Genomic DNA, 18,701 nt, shown 5'->3' on the forward strand with positions numbered 1-18,701 from the left:
TTAAATAGAAGGATTAAAGAATGGATAGAAAAGAATTAAGAAAAGTATTAGAAAATTCAAAATGTACTATTATTGATTTAAGAGATAGCAATTCTTTTAATGGATGGAAATTAAATGGAGAATTATTAGAAGGACATATAAAAGGAGCCTTAAATATTTCAGCTAATTGGATAGATAAAGAAAGTTTATTAATAGAAGACGAGAACACTGTTATTCTTTGTTATTCTAAAGATGAAGAACTTATAAAAGGGTTTGAAATGTTTAAAGAAGTAAAAAAACTTGATTATTTTGATATGAGAGAATTAACTTTAGATGATAAAGATTTAGTTGAATACTATAAAAATTATAATCTTTTAGTACCTCCAGAATTTATTATAGAAAATAAAGATTTAAAAATATTTCATGTAGGTTTTGGAAGTGAAGAATCTACTTCAAGAAAAGGACACATAAAAAATAGTGTATATATTGATACTGATGAGCTTGAACCACCTCCACTTTGGAGAATTGCAAATAAAGAAATTTTAGAGGAAGTTTCTAAAAAATATGGACTTCATTGTAAAGATAAAGTAGTTATTAGTGCATGGGACCAAATGGCAGCTTTTAGGGTTGCATTAATATTTGAATATATGGGAATAGAAAATGTTATGGTTTTAAATGGTGGCTTAGAATATTTTGAAAAAATGGGTTATCCATTAAGTAAAGAAAAAAATATATCAATAGAAGAATATTTAAAAACAGAAGACTATGAATTAAAAGAAGAGAAAAATAATTTAGACTTTGGAGTTCAAATTCCTAATAAAAAAGAAATTATTATAACTACAGAGGAAGTTAAAGAAAACTTAGAAAAAGAAGAGTTTACATTAGTAGATAATAGAACCTTTGAAGAATTTACAGGAGAAATATCAGGATATTCTTATCATGATAAAGCGGCAAGAATACCTAAAGCAAAATTTGGTTATGCAGGATTTTTTGGAGCAAATAGCTTAGATTATTATAGAAATATAGATGGAACTATGAAAGCTAAGGAAGATATAGAACATTTATGGAGAGAAATAGATTTAAGTAAAAAGCTAGTATTTATGTGTGGAAGTGGATGGAGAGCAAGTGAAGTTTATTTTTATGCGAAAGTTTTAGGATATGAAAACATTGGGGTATATAGTGATGGATGGATTGGATGGAGTAGTGATGAAAGAAATCCAATTGAAAAGGGATAATATTTTCTATAATTAAATATATAAAGTGTAAAATATAGTTAATTTTTATATATAATGGATTGGATTTAATATTATTTTTATTTATTTCATATTGGACTAAAACATATTTAAAATGAACAATATAATATAAAAATATCCATATTATTAGATAGCATACTGATTTTTTATATATGCTATAATGCAACTGGAATTAAACTTTTAACATTAAAAAGGTGTGGTGAATAACTACATCTTTTTTTAGGGGGATAGAAAAAATGAAAAAAAAGAGAGGAATAATTGTTTCAGTTATAGTTGTAATAGTTATTTGCATTATAGGATATGGTGTATATTCTTATGAAGCAGGTAAAAGTGAAGTAAATAATACTTCAAATAAATCACAAGATTACACTAATGAGGTTAATACAAATAAGAATACAACAGAAAAAGATAATAAAAATTATTCAAGTAAGGAAACTAGCAATCAAAATAGTACATCTTCTAAGGAAGATAGTAATCAAAAAAATGTATCATCAAATAGCAAAAATGTTACACAATTAAATAATAAAAGTAGTAAATCATCAAATACTCAAAAGAGTGAATCATCAAATAATCAAACAAATACAAATCAAACAAATAAATCAATAAATAATAATAATACATCTTCAAATAATAACAGCAATAATAATGACGAAGCATATAAGAAACGTCTTAAGGCTTTATCTGGAAAATATCAAGAGATGGAATCAAATTTACTAGATAAATATGGACATAATAAATATGGTTTAATAACTCCAGGGCCAGGACCAGAAACTACAAAATTAGAAACTTCTTATTATAATGATTGGAATGATGTTCTAAATAGTGTATGGGGAGATTTAAAAGCAAATTTACCTGAAAGTCAAATGAAAAATCTAACAAAACAAGAAGTTGAATGGATAAATTCTAAAAATGGAAAAGATATTGGCGAACAAGGACAAATGACAAGAGATAGAGCAGTATATTTACTAAAGAAATATATTTATCAAATCTCATAAACAATTGTAAATTCTATGAAAAAATCGATAGCAATAGTTATCGATTTTTTTAGTTGTTTTAATTTTTAAATTAAAAATATATAATAAATAAAGTATAATATTAATTTAATAATAATCATAAAGAAATGATTTATAATATAACAAGAGATAAATTTTTATAAGGGAAGTAGATAATATGAATTATATTTTAAATTTGATACCTCAATATGGATATATATTGGTATATGCATTATTAACTGTAGAGTTAATGGGTGTACCTTTTTTGCCTGGAGAAATTCTAATGGTTTATTGTGGATTTTTGGTATTTAAAGGAAAACTTAATTTTATACTTTTATTTATCTCTGCAACCTTTGGAGTAATTTCAGGTCTTACTTCTTCATATTTAATAGGAAACAAATTAGGTTCAACCTTTTTTTATAAACATGGTTCTAAATTTCACTTTGGACCAGATAAAATAGAAAAAGTTTCAAATCTATTAAATAAATATGGTTTGGCTTTAATTGTATTTATATGTTTTATTCCAGGATTAAAACATGTTATAGGATATTTTTCAGGAATGTCTTCAATGAATTTTAAAAAGTATGCTATAGGAGGATATTTAGGAGCTGGATTTTGGTCACTTACTTTTTTATGTATAGGAGATGCATTGGGAAGTAATTGGAGTCAATTTCACAAATATTTATTAAAATATTTAGTTACAGGTGCAATATTAATTACTGTATTAATTTTATTATTTTATATAATAAAAATATATAGGAAAAAGATTTTTGAGTTTATAACAAAAATTATATTATTTTTGGCCAATGTATTTAAATCACTTGAAAGCTTAAGAATATTTGTATTAATAACAACTATAGTTTGCATAGTTTGTATAGATGCTTTTATAAATATAGTGCAAGGTCTTTTAAATAATAATTTTGCTCTATTTAATGAAATTACATATTATCTAATAGAGAAAATATTTATTAGATATCCTATTTTCAGTTCTATATTTAAATTTTTAAATATATTAACCTCTGACTTTATGTATATATTAATTCCATTACTTTTAATAATGTTTATTTTATATAAATCTACTCTTAAAAGTGTGGAAATAAAATATCTTATACTGACAGTATGTGGAGGATTTTTTATAAAATTTATATTAAATTATATAGTTAATATATTAAGCTCTAATATAGAGATATTGAGAAATCTATTAGATGGAAGATGTTTTACTGTAATAATAATATATGGCTTTACAGGATATATATTAATTAAACATATAAATAATAATATTGTTAAAAAGGCGATAGTTATTATATTTTTAGTTATAAGCTGTGCAACTGGATTAACTAATTTATTTTTCAAAAATGATTTAAGCTCAGTATTAGCTGGATATTCTTTAGGTGCTGTTTGGTTAACATTAAATATTATATTACTTGAAGTTACTAATGTAATTCCAAATTTAAAGAAAAATGAAAAAGAGATATTTGAATAAAATTTTATGAGAAGATGCAACATTAGTTGCATCTTTTTTTATAAATAATTTAGTAAAGGTTATAATAAAAAAGATATTAAATTAAAATATAGTTTGTAATATGAAGTATATAAAAATAAAAGATGTAGCAATTAAGCTACATCTTTTACTTTTATTTTAATTGAAATTAATCCTAAGAATATAATAACACTTGCAATAATAAATGGAGTGCTACTATTACATAATCCACTTATAATTCCTGATAAAATTGGAGCAATAGCTGCACCAAGCCATCTTACAAAGTTATAAGCACCAGATGTTATATCTCTTCCATATGGAGAAGATGCCATTGCATAAGTTGTGAATAATGCATTGTTTAATCCAGAAACTAGTCCACTTATAATAACAATTACAATTCTTATATATAAGTTATCTATAAAGAAAAGGCCTAACATAAGAATTATAAAAATAATTAAGCTATATGGTAATATTTTTGAAACTTCATATTTCTTTTCTAAAGTATGTGAAAGAATTGCAGAACCATAAGCAAGCATTAATCCCCAACCACAGAATACAAGTCCAAGAACTATTGTTGGGATTTTAAGAACAAGTGGAGTATATGCTAGTATTACAAAGAATCCATAATAATAGCACATAGCGCCAATTGCTACTTTTAAAAATCTTTTTAATTTTATTAGTTTTATTAAATCTGATATTCCAGCTACTTTTCTTTCTTTTTTATTTTCTGGTTCATAAACTAAAAATGTTACAAGTAAAAATGCAATAAGTATAAATAAGCATGTAGCCATAAATGGTAATCTCCAAGAATAGTTTCCTAAGATTCCTCCAAGTAAAGGACCTCCAGCCATTCCAAGACCAATAGCAGCTTCATACATTCCAATTGCACTGCTTGGCTCGTCACTAAAAGAAATTAATAATACCATTGCAGTTGCAAAGAAAAATGCGTTTCCAAGTCCCCATCCAGCACGGAAAATTGAAAGTTCATTTATTCCACCTGAAACTGAACATAAAAATGAGAATATAGTTACTATTGCAAGTCCAATTACCATCATTTTTTTATTACCTAATTTAGTTGATATAATTCCAGATGGTATCATCATGATTGCCATTGTAAATATGTATGCTGTAAAAAGCATTTCTATTTGCCATGAATTTGCTCCAATGCTTTTAGCGATAGTTGGTAATAAAGGATCAACTACTCCAATTCCCATAAAAGCTAAAAATGTAGCAAAAATTGTTATGTATTTAGCTCTAGCTTTTTTATTTGAATTATTTGTCATAAATATTCCTCCTATTAATTTATAAATTTCGAAAAAATCGACAAGAATTAGTATACCACTTTATAAATGATATATCAATAATTGATATATCAATTATTGATATAATTCTATATTTTTTTATAATAAAATAATTCTAATAAAGGGAATATTTATCTTTAAACTGGTATATAAAGATAAAATTTTAAGTGAAAATAAAATCTATATATATAGGTTTAAAATAAAAAATTATATTTTTAAAAGAATAAAAAAAATCCCTAAGTAAAACATTTAATAATAAATACTTTACTTAGGGAATAAGCTGTCTTTAAGTGTATTTAATCTATCTTTTATGATAAATTATTTAGTAATTTATTTAGTAAATTTTTAAAATCAACTATTTCTTCTTCTGAAAAATTAGCTAAATTTTCTTTTGTATTTTCATTTATTACTGGTAAAATTTCGTTATATGTAGACTTGCCTTTTTCAGTTAAATAAACAAGATATTCTCTTCTATCTATAGGTGAGCTTTCTCTTTTTATAAGTTCTTTTTTTTCTAATAAATCTAATATTCTAGTAAGAGCAGCTCTATCTTTTAAGCATCTTTCAGCTAACTCTTTTTGATTAAAACCTTCTTTAGAATAAATATGGCTAAGAACGTTCCATTGTTCAGCAGTAACATCATAGTCTTTAAGTTTTTTTTGAAGCTTAAGCCTCATTAAAACTCTTGCTTTATATACCATGTTTCCAAAACTTTCTTCATAAATATTGCTCATAAAACTATCTCTCCTTTCTGTAAGTTAAATAGTTGCATTATATAAATATTATAAAACAATTAAGAGATATATCAAATTAAATGGTATTCATAAATAAATTAATTAAAATTCATATAAAATAATATTAATTATTTTTAAGGTTTCTGTAATAAGAATTTAAATAATATTTTTCCTCTCTTAGATATAATTAAATTAATAGCATTTTTATAACAAAAGATGAGAGGAGAGAGTTTTTATGATTATAAGAGATTATAAAGATGAGGATTTTAAAGAAATTGAAGAGTTATATATGGATGGAAGAATGAGAGAAGTTAATACTTGTGGAATTAATAATATAATTGATTTTACTAAAGATGATATTAAATTTAAAAAATTTAATAATGGAAGAAATTTTGTTGTAGATGTTGATGGAGAAATTGCAGGTTTTATATGTTTAAACTCTCCAGAAGTTTCGCTTTTATACATAAAGAGAAATTTTACAGGAAAGGGAATTGGTAAAAAACTTCTTACATTTGGTATTAATGAAATAAAAAAGACTATAAAAGATGTAGAAAAAATAAGCTTAGATTTATTTAGTGAAAATTTATTAGCTAAAAGATTATATGAAAGTCTAGGTTTTGTTAAAACAAATGAATTTCCAAGAGAAGTTGATGGAAAAGTTGTACAAGTTACACATATGGAAATTAAATAAAATGTTTGACTTATAAAGTTAATGATGATATTCTAAATGAGCAGTTGGTACGTAAGTGCTTACTACAGGGCTTGGTTTGTCTTTCGCCGGATTTCCAAGCCCTATTTTTATATAAAAAAATATAGATAAAGTTTATTTAAATATAAATTATTTATCATTTAAGGATAAATTAATTAAAATTTTTAATAAGTAGAAATATTATTACTTTGTGATTTTAGATAAAAAGAGAAATTTATTATTAAACTTATATATTTTCTTATCAAAAAATATCAGTATTGAATATATGTATAGTAGAGAATAAATTTACGAGGTGATAATAATGAAGTTTGCAGTAAGAGGAGGACACAATTTTAGTGTTCCAGGGGCAAGAGGAATAATTGATGAAACTACAGAGGATAGAAAAGTAAAAGATTCTGTAATTAAATATTTAAGAGCATTAGGACATGAAGTTTTAGATGTAACTTCTAAAGATACTCATAATACTGTAAGTTCTGATTTAGCTTATGGGATAGATAAAGCTAATAATGCAAATGTAGATATGTTTATAAGCATACATTTCAATAAAGCTTATACTACTTATGATGGAGAAATAGGTACCGAAGTTCTTGTTCATGATACATCTAAGGCAAATTATGAAGCAAATTCTGTATTAAAAAAAATAGTAAGTCTTGGATTTAAAAATAGAGGCGTTAAACAAAGAAGTGAACTTAGTGAGCTTAAAAGAACCAATATGAAAGCTATGATTATTGAAGTTTGTTTTGTAGAAGCAACTAAAGATGTTGAGCTTTATAAAAAGATTGGATATGATGAGATAGGTAAAAAGATAGCAGAAGGTTTAGCAGGGAAAAATGTATCTTCAATTCCAAATGCACCTTCAAGTCCAATAAAGCCAAAGAATAATTGGATAGTTGATTTACAAAAAGAATTAAATATAAATTATGGGGCTAAATTAGAAGTTGATGGAATTGCTGGCCCTAAAACTTTAGCTGAATGTATTATTTTAAAAAAAGGAAGTACAGGAAAAATAGTTAAAATACTTCAAAATAGATTAATTAGTTTAGGATTTTCATGTGGATTACTTGGTAGTGATGGTTCATTTGGAGCTGGAACTAAAAATGCAGTTATTAATTTTCAAAAATCTAAAGGTTTAAATAAAGATGGTATAGTTGGAAAAAACACTTGGGCAAAACTATTAGATTTGTAAAATATATTAATAAAAAAATATAGAAAAAATTAAATTTTAAAAATTATTTATTAAAAATAAAATTAACAAATTTCATAAGGAATAATTGAAAAAAATTTATAGGATGTAGTTTTTTACTACATCTTTTTTATTTTTTTAATATGTAAATTTGGATTATTTTTAGAAAAAATAGTTAATTTGATTTATTTTATGAGAAAAAGAATGTGAAAAATTTTACAGAATAATTAAAAATATGTTACAATAATGAACATAAGATGAGAGAAAAATGAAATTTATAAAATTTATTATTAACTTTTTAAATAAAAGATTGGAGAAAATAATATGAAAAGATTAAAAATTTTAATTTGTATTGGATGTGTTTTAAGTTTTAATGCTACTTCTGTTTTTGCTACTGGATTAAATTTAAATAATACTACTTCAAATAAAACTGAATTATCACAAAGTGTTGATGATAGAAATGATGAAAATTCTAATAAAGAAGATTCTAAGGCTGAAGAATCAAATGAATTTAAAAAGATTGAAGGAAATGTTTCACAAAATGAATTAGATGATGAAAGTTTAAAAATATCTTTAGATGATTTTTTAAATAATAAAGAAAAATATTCAAATGGGCCTCAATTATATTCATCAAATGAACAAAAAACAGTAAAAGTAAATGATTCACTTAATATAATAGAAACTAATTTTAATTGGAATGGAGAACTTGATTTAACTAATAAACCTAAAAAATTAGTAATGCATCATATTGAAGCATCAAGACCAGGAAGTACTATTCCAGTTACTGATATACACAATTGGCATTTAAGTAATGGGTGGACAGGCATAGGATATCATTTTTATGTAACTAAAGATGGTAAAGTTTATAGAGGAAGACCTGAAAATGCAGTAGGAGCTCATGCAAAAGGAGTTAATGCAGAGAGTATTGGAATTGCAGTAGAAGGTAAATATGATGTAGAAAATATGCCTGAAGCACAAAAGAAAAGTGTAATAAACTTAGGAAAATATTTAACTGAAAAATATAATATAAATACGATTTTAAAACATAAGGATGTTAATCCAACTGATTGCCCAGGAAAAAATTATCCTTTTGATTATATAAAAAATGAAATATTAAAGCCTGTAGAAAAACCAGTGGAGCCTCAACCAACACCACCAGTAGAGGAGCCAAATACTAGACCAATAGTTGAAAGTGATTTAAAAGTTAAATATCAAGCACATGGACAAGACTATGCTTGGCAAAATCCAGTTTATGATGGACAATTAGCAGGAACAACTGGTCAGTGGAGAAGAATGGAAGGAATAAAAATAAATTTAGAAAATGCTCCACAAGATTTAGGAATTACTTATAGAACTCATTCTGCATATGATAATGGATGGAGAAGCTGGAAATCTGATGGAGAGCTTTCAGGAACAACTGGAGAAGAAAGAAGAATGGAAGCTATCCAAATAAAATTAACAGGAAAAATGGCTAAAAATTATGATATAAAATATAGAGTTCATGTTGCAGATTATGGATGGATGCCATGGGTTAAAAATGGAGAAACAGCAGGAACTATGGGAGAAGCTAGAAGAATAGAAGCAATAGAAATAAAACTTGAATCTAGCAATGCTATTGGAGTTGAATATACTGGACATGGACAAGATTATGCTTGGCAAAAATCTAAGAGAGATGGACAATTAGCAGGAACAACTGGTCAATGGAGAAGATTAGAAGGAATAAAAATAAATTTAAAAAATGCACCAGCTGGAATGGGAATTAGATATTCAACACATTCTGCATATGATAATGGATGGAGAGAATGGAAAAAGAATGGAGAGCTTTCAGGAACAACTGGAGAAGGAAGAAGAATGGAAGCAATAAAGATTGAACTTACTGGACCAGGTTCAGAATTATATGATATAGAGTATAGAGCACATGGAGCAGATTATGCATGGCAACCTTGGGTTAAAAACGGAGCTATGGCAGGAACTATGGGCAAAGGATTAAGAATGGAAGGCTTAGAAATTAGAATAGTTAAAAAATAATTAATCAACTTAGAAGTAGACTTTATAAAACTAAAATTTAATATTAAAAAATAACATCTTTATATTAAAATAAAAGTCTTATTTTAACATAATATTAAAGTTATTACTAAAATATGTTAAAATGATTTTGGGTATTGAGTTTTAGGGGGAAAATTTATGAGAAATATTTTAGTTACTGGTGGTATTGGTTATATTGGAAGTCATACTACTATTGAATTGTTAGAAAAAGATTATAATGTTGTTATATTAGATAATTTATCTAATAGTGATATAAGAATAAAAGACAGAATTGAAATATTAAGTGGGAAAAAAATAAAATTTTATGAAGGAGATATATTAGATAACTCTATTTTAAATAAAATTTTTGAAGGGGAAAATATAGATACTGTAATTCATTTTGCAGCATATAAATCTGTTGGTGATTCTGTTAAAATGCCTTTAGAATATTATAATAATAATATTAATGGTACTGTGAATTTACTTAGAGCTATGAAGAGATATGACGTTAAAAATATTATCTTTAGTTCTTCTGCAACTGTATATGGAGAAGCAAAAGTTATGCCTGTATCTGAAAAAACACCTCTTATGACACCAACGAATCCTTATGGAAAAACTAAAAGTATGATGGAAGAGATTTTAACTGATGTATATAAAAGTGATAACTCATGGAATGTTGTACTTTTAAGATATTTTAATCCAGTTGGAGCACATAAAAGTGGATTAATTGGTGAGATGCCAAATGGAATTCCTAATAATCTTATGCCATATATTTCTAAAGTGGCTGCTGGAGAGCTTGAATATATAAGTGTTTTTGGAGATGATTATAAGACAATTGATGGAACCGGAGTAAGAGATTATATACATGTAGTTGATTTAGCAAGTGGACATGTTAAAGCTTTAAATAAAATAGAAGAAAAATGCGGATTAAAAATTTATAATCTTGGAACAGGAAATGGATATTCAGTTTTACAAGTTATAAAAGCATTTGAAAAAGCAGCTAATAAAAAAATAAATTATAAGATTGTAGAAAGAAGATCAGGAGATATAGGGACATGTTATGCAGATCCTAAATTGGCAAAAGAAGAGCTAGGATGGGAAGCAAAATACGAGATAGATAAAATGTGTGAAGATTTCTGGAGATGGCAATGCACTGGACTAAAATCTTTAATAGAAGATGAGGTATTAGTTTAAAAGAATTATATAAAAATAATATAGCTTTAATAAAAAGGTGAGATTATCAAATTAAAAATCTCATCTTTTTATACCTATAAATAATTTTATTAATAGTACCTTTAAAATAAATAGTAAATTAAAATTATGATATAAAAAAATAAATACCCAGTTTGTTGACACTATTTATTTTAAATGTTAGGCTTTAAAGGATGAAAATTAGACTAATTTAGGTTTTATAAGAATTTTTATTAGATTTTCTTATAAATTAAAAGGGAAGTTTGGGTGTAAATCCCACGCGGTCCCGCCGCTGTAATAGATGAGTTTTTCTATAATTATGCCACTGTCTTAAAGATGGGAAGGTTTAGAAAATACTATGACTCTTAAGCCAGAAGACCTGCCTAAATTTTTTAAACACATTATCACTACGGAGTATAGGGAGGTGTAATTAAAGAAGCTTTAATTTAATAGATTAAGGCATTTTTAGTGAACTCTTTAACTAGTGTATAGTTAAGAGTTTTTTTATTTTTATTAATTTTATTTTAAAGAGTTTAAGGGAGTTTAATAATGAAAAACAAATGGATTAAGATTATATCTTTAGTTGTTATTTTAACTTGTATTATTGGAGTTTTTGTAGCATGTAAAGATAAAAAAGATGTAAAAAATACAACACAAACAGAAACAGTTACTAAAGAAAAGGGATATCCTGTAACAATTGATACTTATAGTTATGATGGAAAAGTTATAAAAGAAACTTTTGATAAAGCACCTTCAAGAGTTATAACAACAAATCAAACTGCAACTGAACTTTTATTAAAACTTGGATTAGGAGATAAAATTGTTGGGACAGCATATCTTGATAATCCAATATTACCTAGTTTAAAAGATGAATATTCAAAGCTTAAAGTTCTTTCTGACAAATATCCAACAAAAGAACAAGCTTTAGGAGTAAATCCAGATTTTATTTTTGGATGGAGCACAGCTTTTGCACCAAAGGCTTTAGGAAGTATAGAATCATGGAATGAACGTGGAGTAAATTGTTATGTTCAAAGAGATACTGCTAAAGTAGCTAGACCATATACTGTGAATAATTTCTTTATAGATGTAGAAAACTTAGGAAAAATATTTAATATTCAAAAAGAAACTACTAACTATGTAGATAATTTAAAAGCAGATTTAAAAGCTATTCAAGATAAAACTGATACATTAAAGGAAAAGAAAAAAGTTTTAATTCTTGAAGCACCTGAAAATGGAATGTATAGAGCATATGCTACAACAGATTTAGTTGGAGATATGGTAACTTTAGCTGGTGGAGTTGATCCAATTACTAAGCCTTGTAGTATAAGTGCAGAAGATATTATTAAATATAATCCAGATGCAATTATTCTTATTCATTATGGAAAAGGTCAAACTGATTCAGATAATTCACTTAAAAATGTATTTTTAGATAATAAAGCTCTTCAAACAGTAACTGCTGTAAAAAATAAAGATATAATTTTAGCAGGACTTACAGAAACTTGGGCTGGAGGAGTAAGAACAGTTCCTACAATTCAACGTTTTGCTAAAGAATTATATCCTAATTTATATAAATAAAAGGTGATAGCATGATATTAAAAGATTTAAAAGGAAAAATAATATTTATTATACTTATAGGTATTCTTATATTAGTCTCTTTATTTTCAATGTCTATGGGTTCTTTAAAAATATCTTTTCGTGATATTTATGAAATACTTGGAAATAAATTATTTAATTTAAGTTTATCACCTCATATCAAGCAGTCTACTGTAGATATAATATGGCAAATAAGATTTCCAAGAGTTATTTTAGGAGCAGTTGTTGGAATAGGACTTGCTCTTTGTGGAGTTGTTATGCAAGCTACTGTACAAAATCCACTAGCAGACCCTTATATTTTAGGAATATCTTCAGGAGGAACTTTAGGGGCAACTTTTTCTGTTTTAGTTTTTTCTGTTTATTTTTCTTCAAGTAGTATAAGTCTTTCAATATCTGTAGCAGCTTTTATTGGGGCATTACTTTCTTCAATAGTTGTATTTAAAATATCAACTATTGGAGGAAGAATGACTCCTGTAAAACTTGTTTTATCAGGAGTTGTAGTTAATTTTATTTGTACTGCTTTTTCAAGTCTTATGATATATATGTCTAATGATAATGGGGCAGTTAGAAGTATTTCAGATTGGACTATGGGAAGCTTAGCAGGAGCAACACTTAAAAATATAACTCTTCCTTTAATAAGTGTAATTTTAATTGGAGGATTTTTCTTAACTCAATCAAGAATATTAAACATAATGCTTTTAGGAGATGAATCAGCTATAACTCTTGGAGTTGACTTAAATAAATATAGAAAAATTTATCTTTTATTAACTGCTTTTTTAACAGGAATAATGGTAGCATCTTGTGGAATAATTGGATTTGTTGGACTTGTTATACCTCACATTACTAGAAGTCTTGTTGGAACAAATCATAAGATAAATACTCCTTGTGCAATGCTTATAGGTGGAATTTTCTTAATGCTTTCTGATATTGTTGCAAGAAGTTTATTAACTTCTATGGAACTTCCTATAGGAATTATAACTTCAATTATAGGAGCACCATTTTTCATGTATATTTTAATTAAAAAATCCTATTCTTTTGGAGGTGCATAGATTATGGAAATAGAAGCTATTGACGTTTCGATAGAATTAAATAAAAAAACTATAGTATCTAATGCTAGCCTAAAATTAGAAAAAGGAAAATTTGTTGGAATAATTGGGCCAAATGGAAGTGGAAAATCTACATTACTTAAAGGTATATATAGAACTAATAAAATAAAGTCAGGAAAAGTTTTAATTAATGGAAAAGATTTAAATGATATTTCCATTAAAGAATTTTCTAAAAGAGTTGGAGTGCTTGGTCAATTTAATAATGTAGCTTTTGATATTCCTGTATTACAAATGGTTTTAATGGGAAGAAATCCACATAAAGGGCTTCTTGAAAGTGATTCTAAAGAAGATTTAGATATAGCTTTAAAAGCTTTAGAAAAAGTAGGAATGTTAGATTCAAAAGATAAAAGCTTTTTTAGTCTTTCAGGTGGAGAAAAGCAAAGAGTATTATTAGCTAGAGTTTTAGCTCAAGAGGTAGATATTTTAATTTTAGATGAGCCAACAAATCATTTAGATATTCAATATCAAATTCAAATATTAAATATAGTAAAAGAATTAAAAGGAAGTGTTATAGTTGCACTTCATGATTTAAACTTAGCAGCAATGTACTGTGATTATATTTATGTTATGAATAATGGAGAGATTATAAAAGAAGGGACTCCAAAAGAAGTATTAACAAAAGAGTTTATAAAGGAAGTTTATAAAGTTGAATGTAAAGTATATGAAGATGAAGAGTCTTTGTATATAAGATTTAAAAAATAAAAAAAGCTTTATCTAGAATTTGTCTAGATAAAGCTTTTATAATATATAACTGTATATGAGATATGAATTTTGGATATTAGTTAAATGTAGAATAAAGTATTTTTAGTTTTTTTTATTTATAAGTATATATTTGTAAAAAATATATATGTAAATTTTTATTTGTTAATATATAATACATAATTATGACTTAAAATAAAGTGTAAAAAAGAAAAATTTTGGAGGAGGAATTCTTTTGAAAAGGGATTTAGTTAGCGTTGTAGTTCCTATGTATTTTGAAGAATTAGTTGCTCAAGAATGCTATAACAGATTAAAAAGTGTTATGGACAATATTGAAAACATTGATTATGAGCTTATATTTATAAATGATGGAAGTACAGATAAGACTTTAGATATACTAAAGGAAATTGCAAGGGAAGATATAAAAGTAAAAGTTATAAATTTTGCAAGAAATTTTGGACATCAATCAGCTGTAACTGCTGGATTATTTAATTGTTCAGGAGATGCAGTAGTTATTATTGATGCGGATTTACAAGACCCACCAGAGCTTATTCCTAAAATGTTAGAAAAATGGAAGGAAGGCTTTGATGTTGTTTATGGAAAAAGAGGTAAAAGAAAAGGTGAAAGTAAATTTAAACTTATAACAGCTAAATATTTTTATCGTTTCTTAGGAAAAATGTCTGATGTAAAAATTCCAAAAGACACAGGTGACTTTAGACTTATTGATAAATCAGTTGTAGAAGCATTTAGACAAATGCCAGAGCATAACAGATTTATAAGAGGAATGATTAGTTGGATAGGATTTAATCAAACTTACATAGAATATACACGTGATGAAAGATTTGCAGGAGAAACAAAATATCCTTTATCTAAGATGATTAAGTTTGCAAGTGATGGAATCATAGCTTTCTCTTCAAAACCATTAAAGCTTATGACTGGATTTGGAATATTTGCAATAATAATTGCATTCTTAATATTTATATATGCAATAATAAGTAAAATTTTCTTCCATACTAGTTTAGGTTGGACATCATTAATGTGTGTTATGGTATTCTTTGGAGGAGTTCAACTTATATCATTAGGAATTATAGGAGAATATATTGGAAGAATATACGATGAGAGCAAGAGAAGACCTCTTTATTTAATAAAAGATAAGATAAATTTTGGAGGAATAGATGAACAAGAAAAGTAAGATTGATATAGCCTCAATATTACTTATTATATTTAATGCTATATTTATTGTTTCAATAGCTTTTGCTCTTTCATGTGGAGTAATTAAGCCATATTATAAAGAATTAAATAAAATAAGTATTATTATTATGGCAATAGTAGAGCTTATAGTATTTTTAGTATTTATTTTTATTTCTAAAAAATTAAGTAAAAAATCTTTAAAGATATTATCTATAATAAATATATGTGTATTTTTATTATTGCTAATTATTTTTGGATTTGTATTAGCTGTTACACCGACTTGGGATTTTAGAGAGGTATATCATACCGCAATTTTAAAAGCACAAAATAAAATTACGTATTTTCCAAAATATTATTATGTAATGTATCCAAATAATATTTTTGTAACTGCCATTTGGTCATGGGTTTATAAACTGTTTGGAATGTTATCAATAAGCTATTTATATGGATCAATTACTATAAATATAATTCTAATATTTGCAAGTATTGTAGTAACATATTTTTTAATAAAAGATATATATGGATTAAGAGTAGCTACAGTTTCAAGCTTTTTATTTTTAATAGCAACTCCATTATATGCATATGCACCAATATTCTATACAGATACTTTAACTATGATATTCTTACCTGTTGCATATCTAATATATAGAAAGTATTTAAAATATGAAAAATGGAAATATCTAATTATAATAGGGGTTTTAAGTGCTATAGGAGTTGGAATTAAAAACAATATTTGTATAGGGATAATTGCATTAGCTATATTTGCAATATTTGAACTTAGAAACATAAAGAAACTTTTAAAATTTTATATTGGAATTGGAGTTAGCTTTTTAATAATAACATCTATAATAAACGGAATTTGCCAAGCAAATATTCCAATAAAATTAGATCAAGCCGGATTCCCTTATACTCATTGGATAATGATGGGGCTAAAAGGAGATGGGTCATGGAACCAAGAAGATGTAACTTCATGTTTAAAAGCAGGACCTAACAAAGAAAATATTAAAATTTTTACTGAAAAAGTTATAAAAGAAAGATTAGATGCATATGGTTTTGATGGCTTAGTAAATCACTTAATTCGTAAGAATGAATTTACTTGGGGAGATGGAACAGAATACGCGACATTTTATCTTAAAATGGAACCAAAACATAGAGGACGTATGTATCAATATGTAGTTGGAGATAAAAATTACAACTTCTTATTATTCTCACAAGGTACTCAATTATTTATGTTAGCACTTATTATTATAGGGTCAATAGGATTATTTAAAGATAGAAAAAATCATGCTATGATGTTTAATATTTGTATTTTTGGAGTATTCGTATTTTTAATGATTTGGGAGACTTGTCCAAGATATTTATTATGTGTACTTCCAATAATGCTTGCAAGTGCTAGTAATGGTATTAATAATCTGATGAAGTTAGGTATATTTAAAGAAGAAAAAGTTGATGTAATAAAATAAATTCTAAGTTAGTTTTACTCTAGGCCAAAAAAGCTTAGAGTAAAATTTTCTAATTTAAAAATTTAGTATTAGTAATTAAGTGATGTATATATAATAAAATTGAATATAAAGTTTGGAGGTGTTTTTAAAAATAATTTAAAATAGTTAATTAGGCTAATTTTATTTTATTTTTAAAAAGAAATAATGAAGAATAGTAAATTTGAATTAAGTGGATTATTATTAACTATATTTAATATAGTATTTATAATTTCAATTATATTTGTATCTTCAATTGTAGTTTTAAAGCCACATTACAGAGAACTAAGTGGGCAATTTACAAATGGTGGATTTCCAACTTGGGCTATTACAGTAGGGATTATATTAGAGTTATTTGTATTTCTTGTAATAGCATTTATAACTAAAAAAATTGATAAACGATATTTAAAGATAATATCTATAATCAATATTATTATATTTTTTATATTGTTAGTTATATTTGGATTTGGATTAATTGTAAAGCCACAATGGGATTTTGGTACTGTATATAATACTGCAATGGATAAAGTACAACATGGAGGAAAATATTTATCATCATATTATTATGACTGGTATCCAAATAATATTTTTATGGCTTTAGTTTTATATTGGATATATAAAGTATTTTATATTTTTAATATAAATTTCTTGTATGGTTCTATAGCAGTAAATATAATTCTTATATTAATTAGTGTAATTGCTACATATTTTTTAATAAAAAATATATATGGATTAAGAACAGCAACAGTATCAAGCTTCTTTTTTCTAATTTTAACACCTCTTTATGCATATGCACCAATATTTTATACTGATACTTTTACAATGTTATGTTTGCCAATAGTATATCTTTTATATAGAAAATATTTAAAAGAAAATAAGTGGATATATCTAATTTTAATGGGAATAGTAGGAGCTATTGGAGTTGGAATTAAAAATAATATTTTAATTGGTATTATTGCATTATTAATATTTGTAATATTTGAACTTAGAAACATAAAGAAAATTATAAAATTATACGCTTTTGTAGGAGTAAGCTTTTTAATTGTAAATTCATTAATAACAGGAATATGTCAAGCAAATATTCCAAGACCTTTAGATAAAGCAGGACTTCCATATACTCATTGGATAATGATGGGGTTAAATGGATATGGAGCTTGGAATAAAGAAGATTTTGATGCAAGTATAAGTTTAGTTCCTAATAAACAAAAAATAGAGGCATTTAATAAAAAGGTTATAAAAGAAAGATTAGATGCATTTGGTGTAGATGGATTAATGAATCATTTACTTCTTAAAAATGAATTTACATGGGGAGACGGAACATATTTTGCAGCGAATGTACTTTCATATGATTCACTTCATAGTAAAAGCACTTTATACAAATATACAATAGGAAGTGAAAATTCAGGCTTTTTACTTTTCTCTCAAGTAGGTCAAGGATTTATGTTATTAATGATTATAGTAGGAAGTCTTGGAATGTTTAAGGATAAAAGGAATGTAGCCATGTTATTTAATATATGTATATTTGGAATATTCTTATTCTTAATGTTATGGGAAGCTTGTCCAAGATATTTACTATGTATACTTCCAATAATGATTGCAAGTGCTAGTAATGGTCTTAATAATATAATGAAGCTAGGAATTTTTAAAGAAGATAAAAAAGATTAGAATAATATTTATTATAAAATTACTCAAAGAATTTAACCTTTGAGTAATTTTTTTATATTTACATAAAATATTTAAATATTAATACTTATATGAAATTTGAAATTTAGTTGTAAGATAATTTA

At 25.5% G+C, this 18,701-nt stretch carries 15 protein-coding genes and 1 riboswitch; of the genes, 13 read left to right on the forward strand and 2 right to left on the reverse strand.

Annotation, left to right across the window (positions count from 1 at the left end; translation table 11 throughout):
• Positions 1 to 20: 20 nt before the first annotated feature.
• From CLTHE_RS09950 to CLTHE_RS09960, 3 genes are all read left to right on the forward strand, one after another.
• Positions 21 to 1,214: a rhodanese-like domain-containing protein gene (locus tag CLTHE_RS09950; RefSeq protein ID WP_080023198.1), complete on the forward strand. Its 1,194-nt coding sequence runs from the start codon at positions 21 to 23 to the stop codon at positions 1,212 to 1,214.
• A 254-nt stretch (positions 1,215 to 1,468) separates the two neighbouring features.
• Positions 1,469 to 2,227, forward strand: coding sequence for a hypothetical protein (locus tag CLTHE_RS09955; RefSeq protein ID WP_080023199.1), 759 nt, complete (start codon positions 1,469 to 1,471; stop codon positions 2,225 to 2,227).
• A 175-nt stretch (positions 2,228 to 2,402) separates the two neighbouring features.
• On the forward strand, positions 2,403 to 3,707 hold the full coding sequence (locus CLTHE_RS09960; RefSeq protein ID WP_080023200.1) for a VTT domain-containing protein: 1,305 nt from the start codon (positions 2,403 to 2,405) through the stop codon (positions 3,705 to 3,707).
• Between the two features lie 131 nt (positions 3,708 to 3,838).
• Here CLTHE_RS09960 and CLTHE_RS09965 read toward each other — a convergent pair whose 3' ends face one another.
• Both CLTHE_RS09965 and CLTHE_RS09970 read right to left on the reverse strand, forming a co-directional pair.
• Positions 3,839 to 4,987 carry an MFS transporter gene (locus CLTHE_RS09965; protein WP_080023201.1) on the reverse strand — a complete coding sequence of 383 codons (1,149 nt, stop codon included), beginning with the start codon at positions 4,985 to 4,987 and terminating at the stop codon, positions 3,839 to 3,841.
• A 326-nt stretch (positions 4,988 to 5,313) separates the two neighbouring features.
• Positions 5,314 to 5,739: a MarR family winged helix-turn-helix transcriptional regulator gene (locus CLTHE_RS09970; protein ID WP_080023202.1), complete on the reverse strand. Its 426-nt coding sequence runs from the start codon at positions 5,737 to 5,739 to the stop codon at positions 5,314 to 5,316.
• A 235-nt stretch (positions 5,740 to 5,974) separates the two neighbouring features.
• Here CLTHE_RS09970 and CLTHE_RS09975 point away from each other — a divergent pair, with 235 nt between their 5' ends.
• The 10 genes from CLTHE_RS09975 (at position 5,975) to CLTHE_RS10020 (ending at position 18,579) form a co-directional block, all read left to right on the forward strand.
• Positions 5,975 to 6,430 (forward strand): GNAT family N-acetyltransferase, encoded by a 456-nt coding sequence (locus CLTHE_RS09975; protein WP_080023203.1) that lies wholly within the window; start codon positions 5,975 to 5,977, stop codon positions 6,428 to 6,430.
• A gap of 319 nt (positions 6,431 to 6,749) precedes the next feature.
• Complete coding sequence (locus CLTHE_RS16740) at positions 6,750 to 7,634, forward strand: N-acetylmuramoyl-L-alanine amidase (RefSeq protein WP_158082710.1); 885 nt, start codon at positions 6,750 to 6,752, stop codon at positions 7,632 to 7,634.
• Positions 7,635 to 7,955: 321 nt separating this feature from the next.
• Entirely contained in the window at positions 7,956 to 9,659 is a 1,704-nt protein-coding gene (locus CLTHE_RS09985; RefSeq protein ID WP_080023204.1) for an N-acetylmuramoyl-L-alanine amidase, read from the forward strand.
• 156 nt (positions 9,660 to 9,815) lie between these two features.
• The gene (galE, locus tag CLTHE_RS09990; RefSeq protein WP_080023205.1) at positions 9,816 to 10,850 is read left to right on the forward strand and encodes a UDP-glucose 4-epimerase GalE; all 1,035 of its coding nucleotides are present in this window, start codon (positions 9,816 to 9,818) and stop codon (positions 10,848 to 10,850) included.
• Between the two features lie 193 nt (positions 10,851 to 11,043).
• Positions 11,044 to 11,248: riboswitch (cobalamin riboswitch) on the forward strand.
• A gap of 148 nt (positions 11,249 to 11,396) precedes the next feature.
• Positions 11,397 to 12,422: an ABC transporter substrate-binding protein gene (locus tag CLTHE_RS09995; protein WP_080023206.1), complete on the forward strand. Its 1,026-nt coding sequence runs from the start codon at positions 11,397 to 11,399 to the stop codon at positions 12,420 to 12,422.
• Between the two features lie 11 nt (positions 12,423 to 12,433).
• On the forward strand, positions 12,434 to 13,489 hold the full coding sequence (locus CLTHE_RS10000) for a FecCD family ABC transporter permease (protein WP_080023207.1): 1,056 nt from the start codon (positions 12,434 to 12,436) through the stop codon (positions 13,487 to 13,489).
• A gap of 3 nt (positions 13,490 to 13,492) precedes the next feature.
• On the forward strand, positions 13,493 to 14,248 hold the full coding sequence (locus tag CLTHE_RS10005; protein ID WP_080023208.1) for an ABC transporter ATP-binding protein: 756 nt from the start codon (positions 13,493 to 13,495) through the stop codon (positions 14,246 to 14,248).
• A 232-nt stretch (positions 14,249 to 14,480) separates the two neighbouring features.
• Positions 14,481 to 15,437, forward strand: coding sequence for a glycosyltransferase family 2 protein (locus tag CLTHE_RS10010; protein ID WP_080023209.1), 957 nt, complete (start codon positions 14,481 to 14,483; stop codon positions 15,435 to 15,437).
• Positions 15,421 to 16,899, forward strand: coding sequence for a glycosyltransferase family 39 protein (locus CLTHE_RS10015; RefSeq protein ID WP_080023210.1), 1,479 nt, complete (start codon positions 15,421 to 15,423; stop codon positions 16,897 to 16,899). The genes CLTHE_RS10010 and CLTHE_RS10015 overlap by 17 nt, the downstream gene beginning before the upstream one ends.
• Before the next feature lie 183 nt (positions 16,900 to 17,082).
• Positions 17,083 to 18,579 carry a glycosyltransferase family 39 protein gene (locus tag CLTHE_RS10020; RefSeq protein WP_080023211.1) on the forward strand — a complete coding sequence of 499 codons (1,497 nt, stop codon included), beginning with the start codon at positions 17,083 to 17,085 and terminating at the stop codon, positions 18,577 to 18,579.
• Positions 18,580 to 18,701 lie beyond the last annotated feature (122 nt).

Origin of the sequence: Clostridium thermobutyricum DSM 4928 (assembly GCF_002050515.1) — a bacterium.
GTDB lineage: Bacteria > Bacillota > Clostridia > Clostridiales > Clostridiaceae > Clostridium > Clostridium thermobutyricum.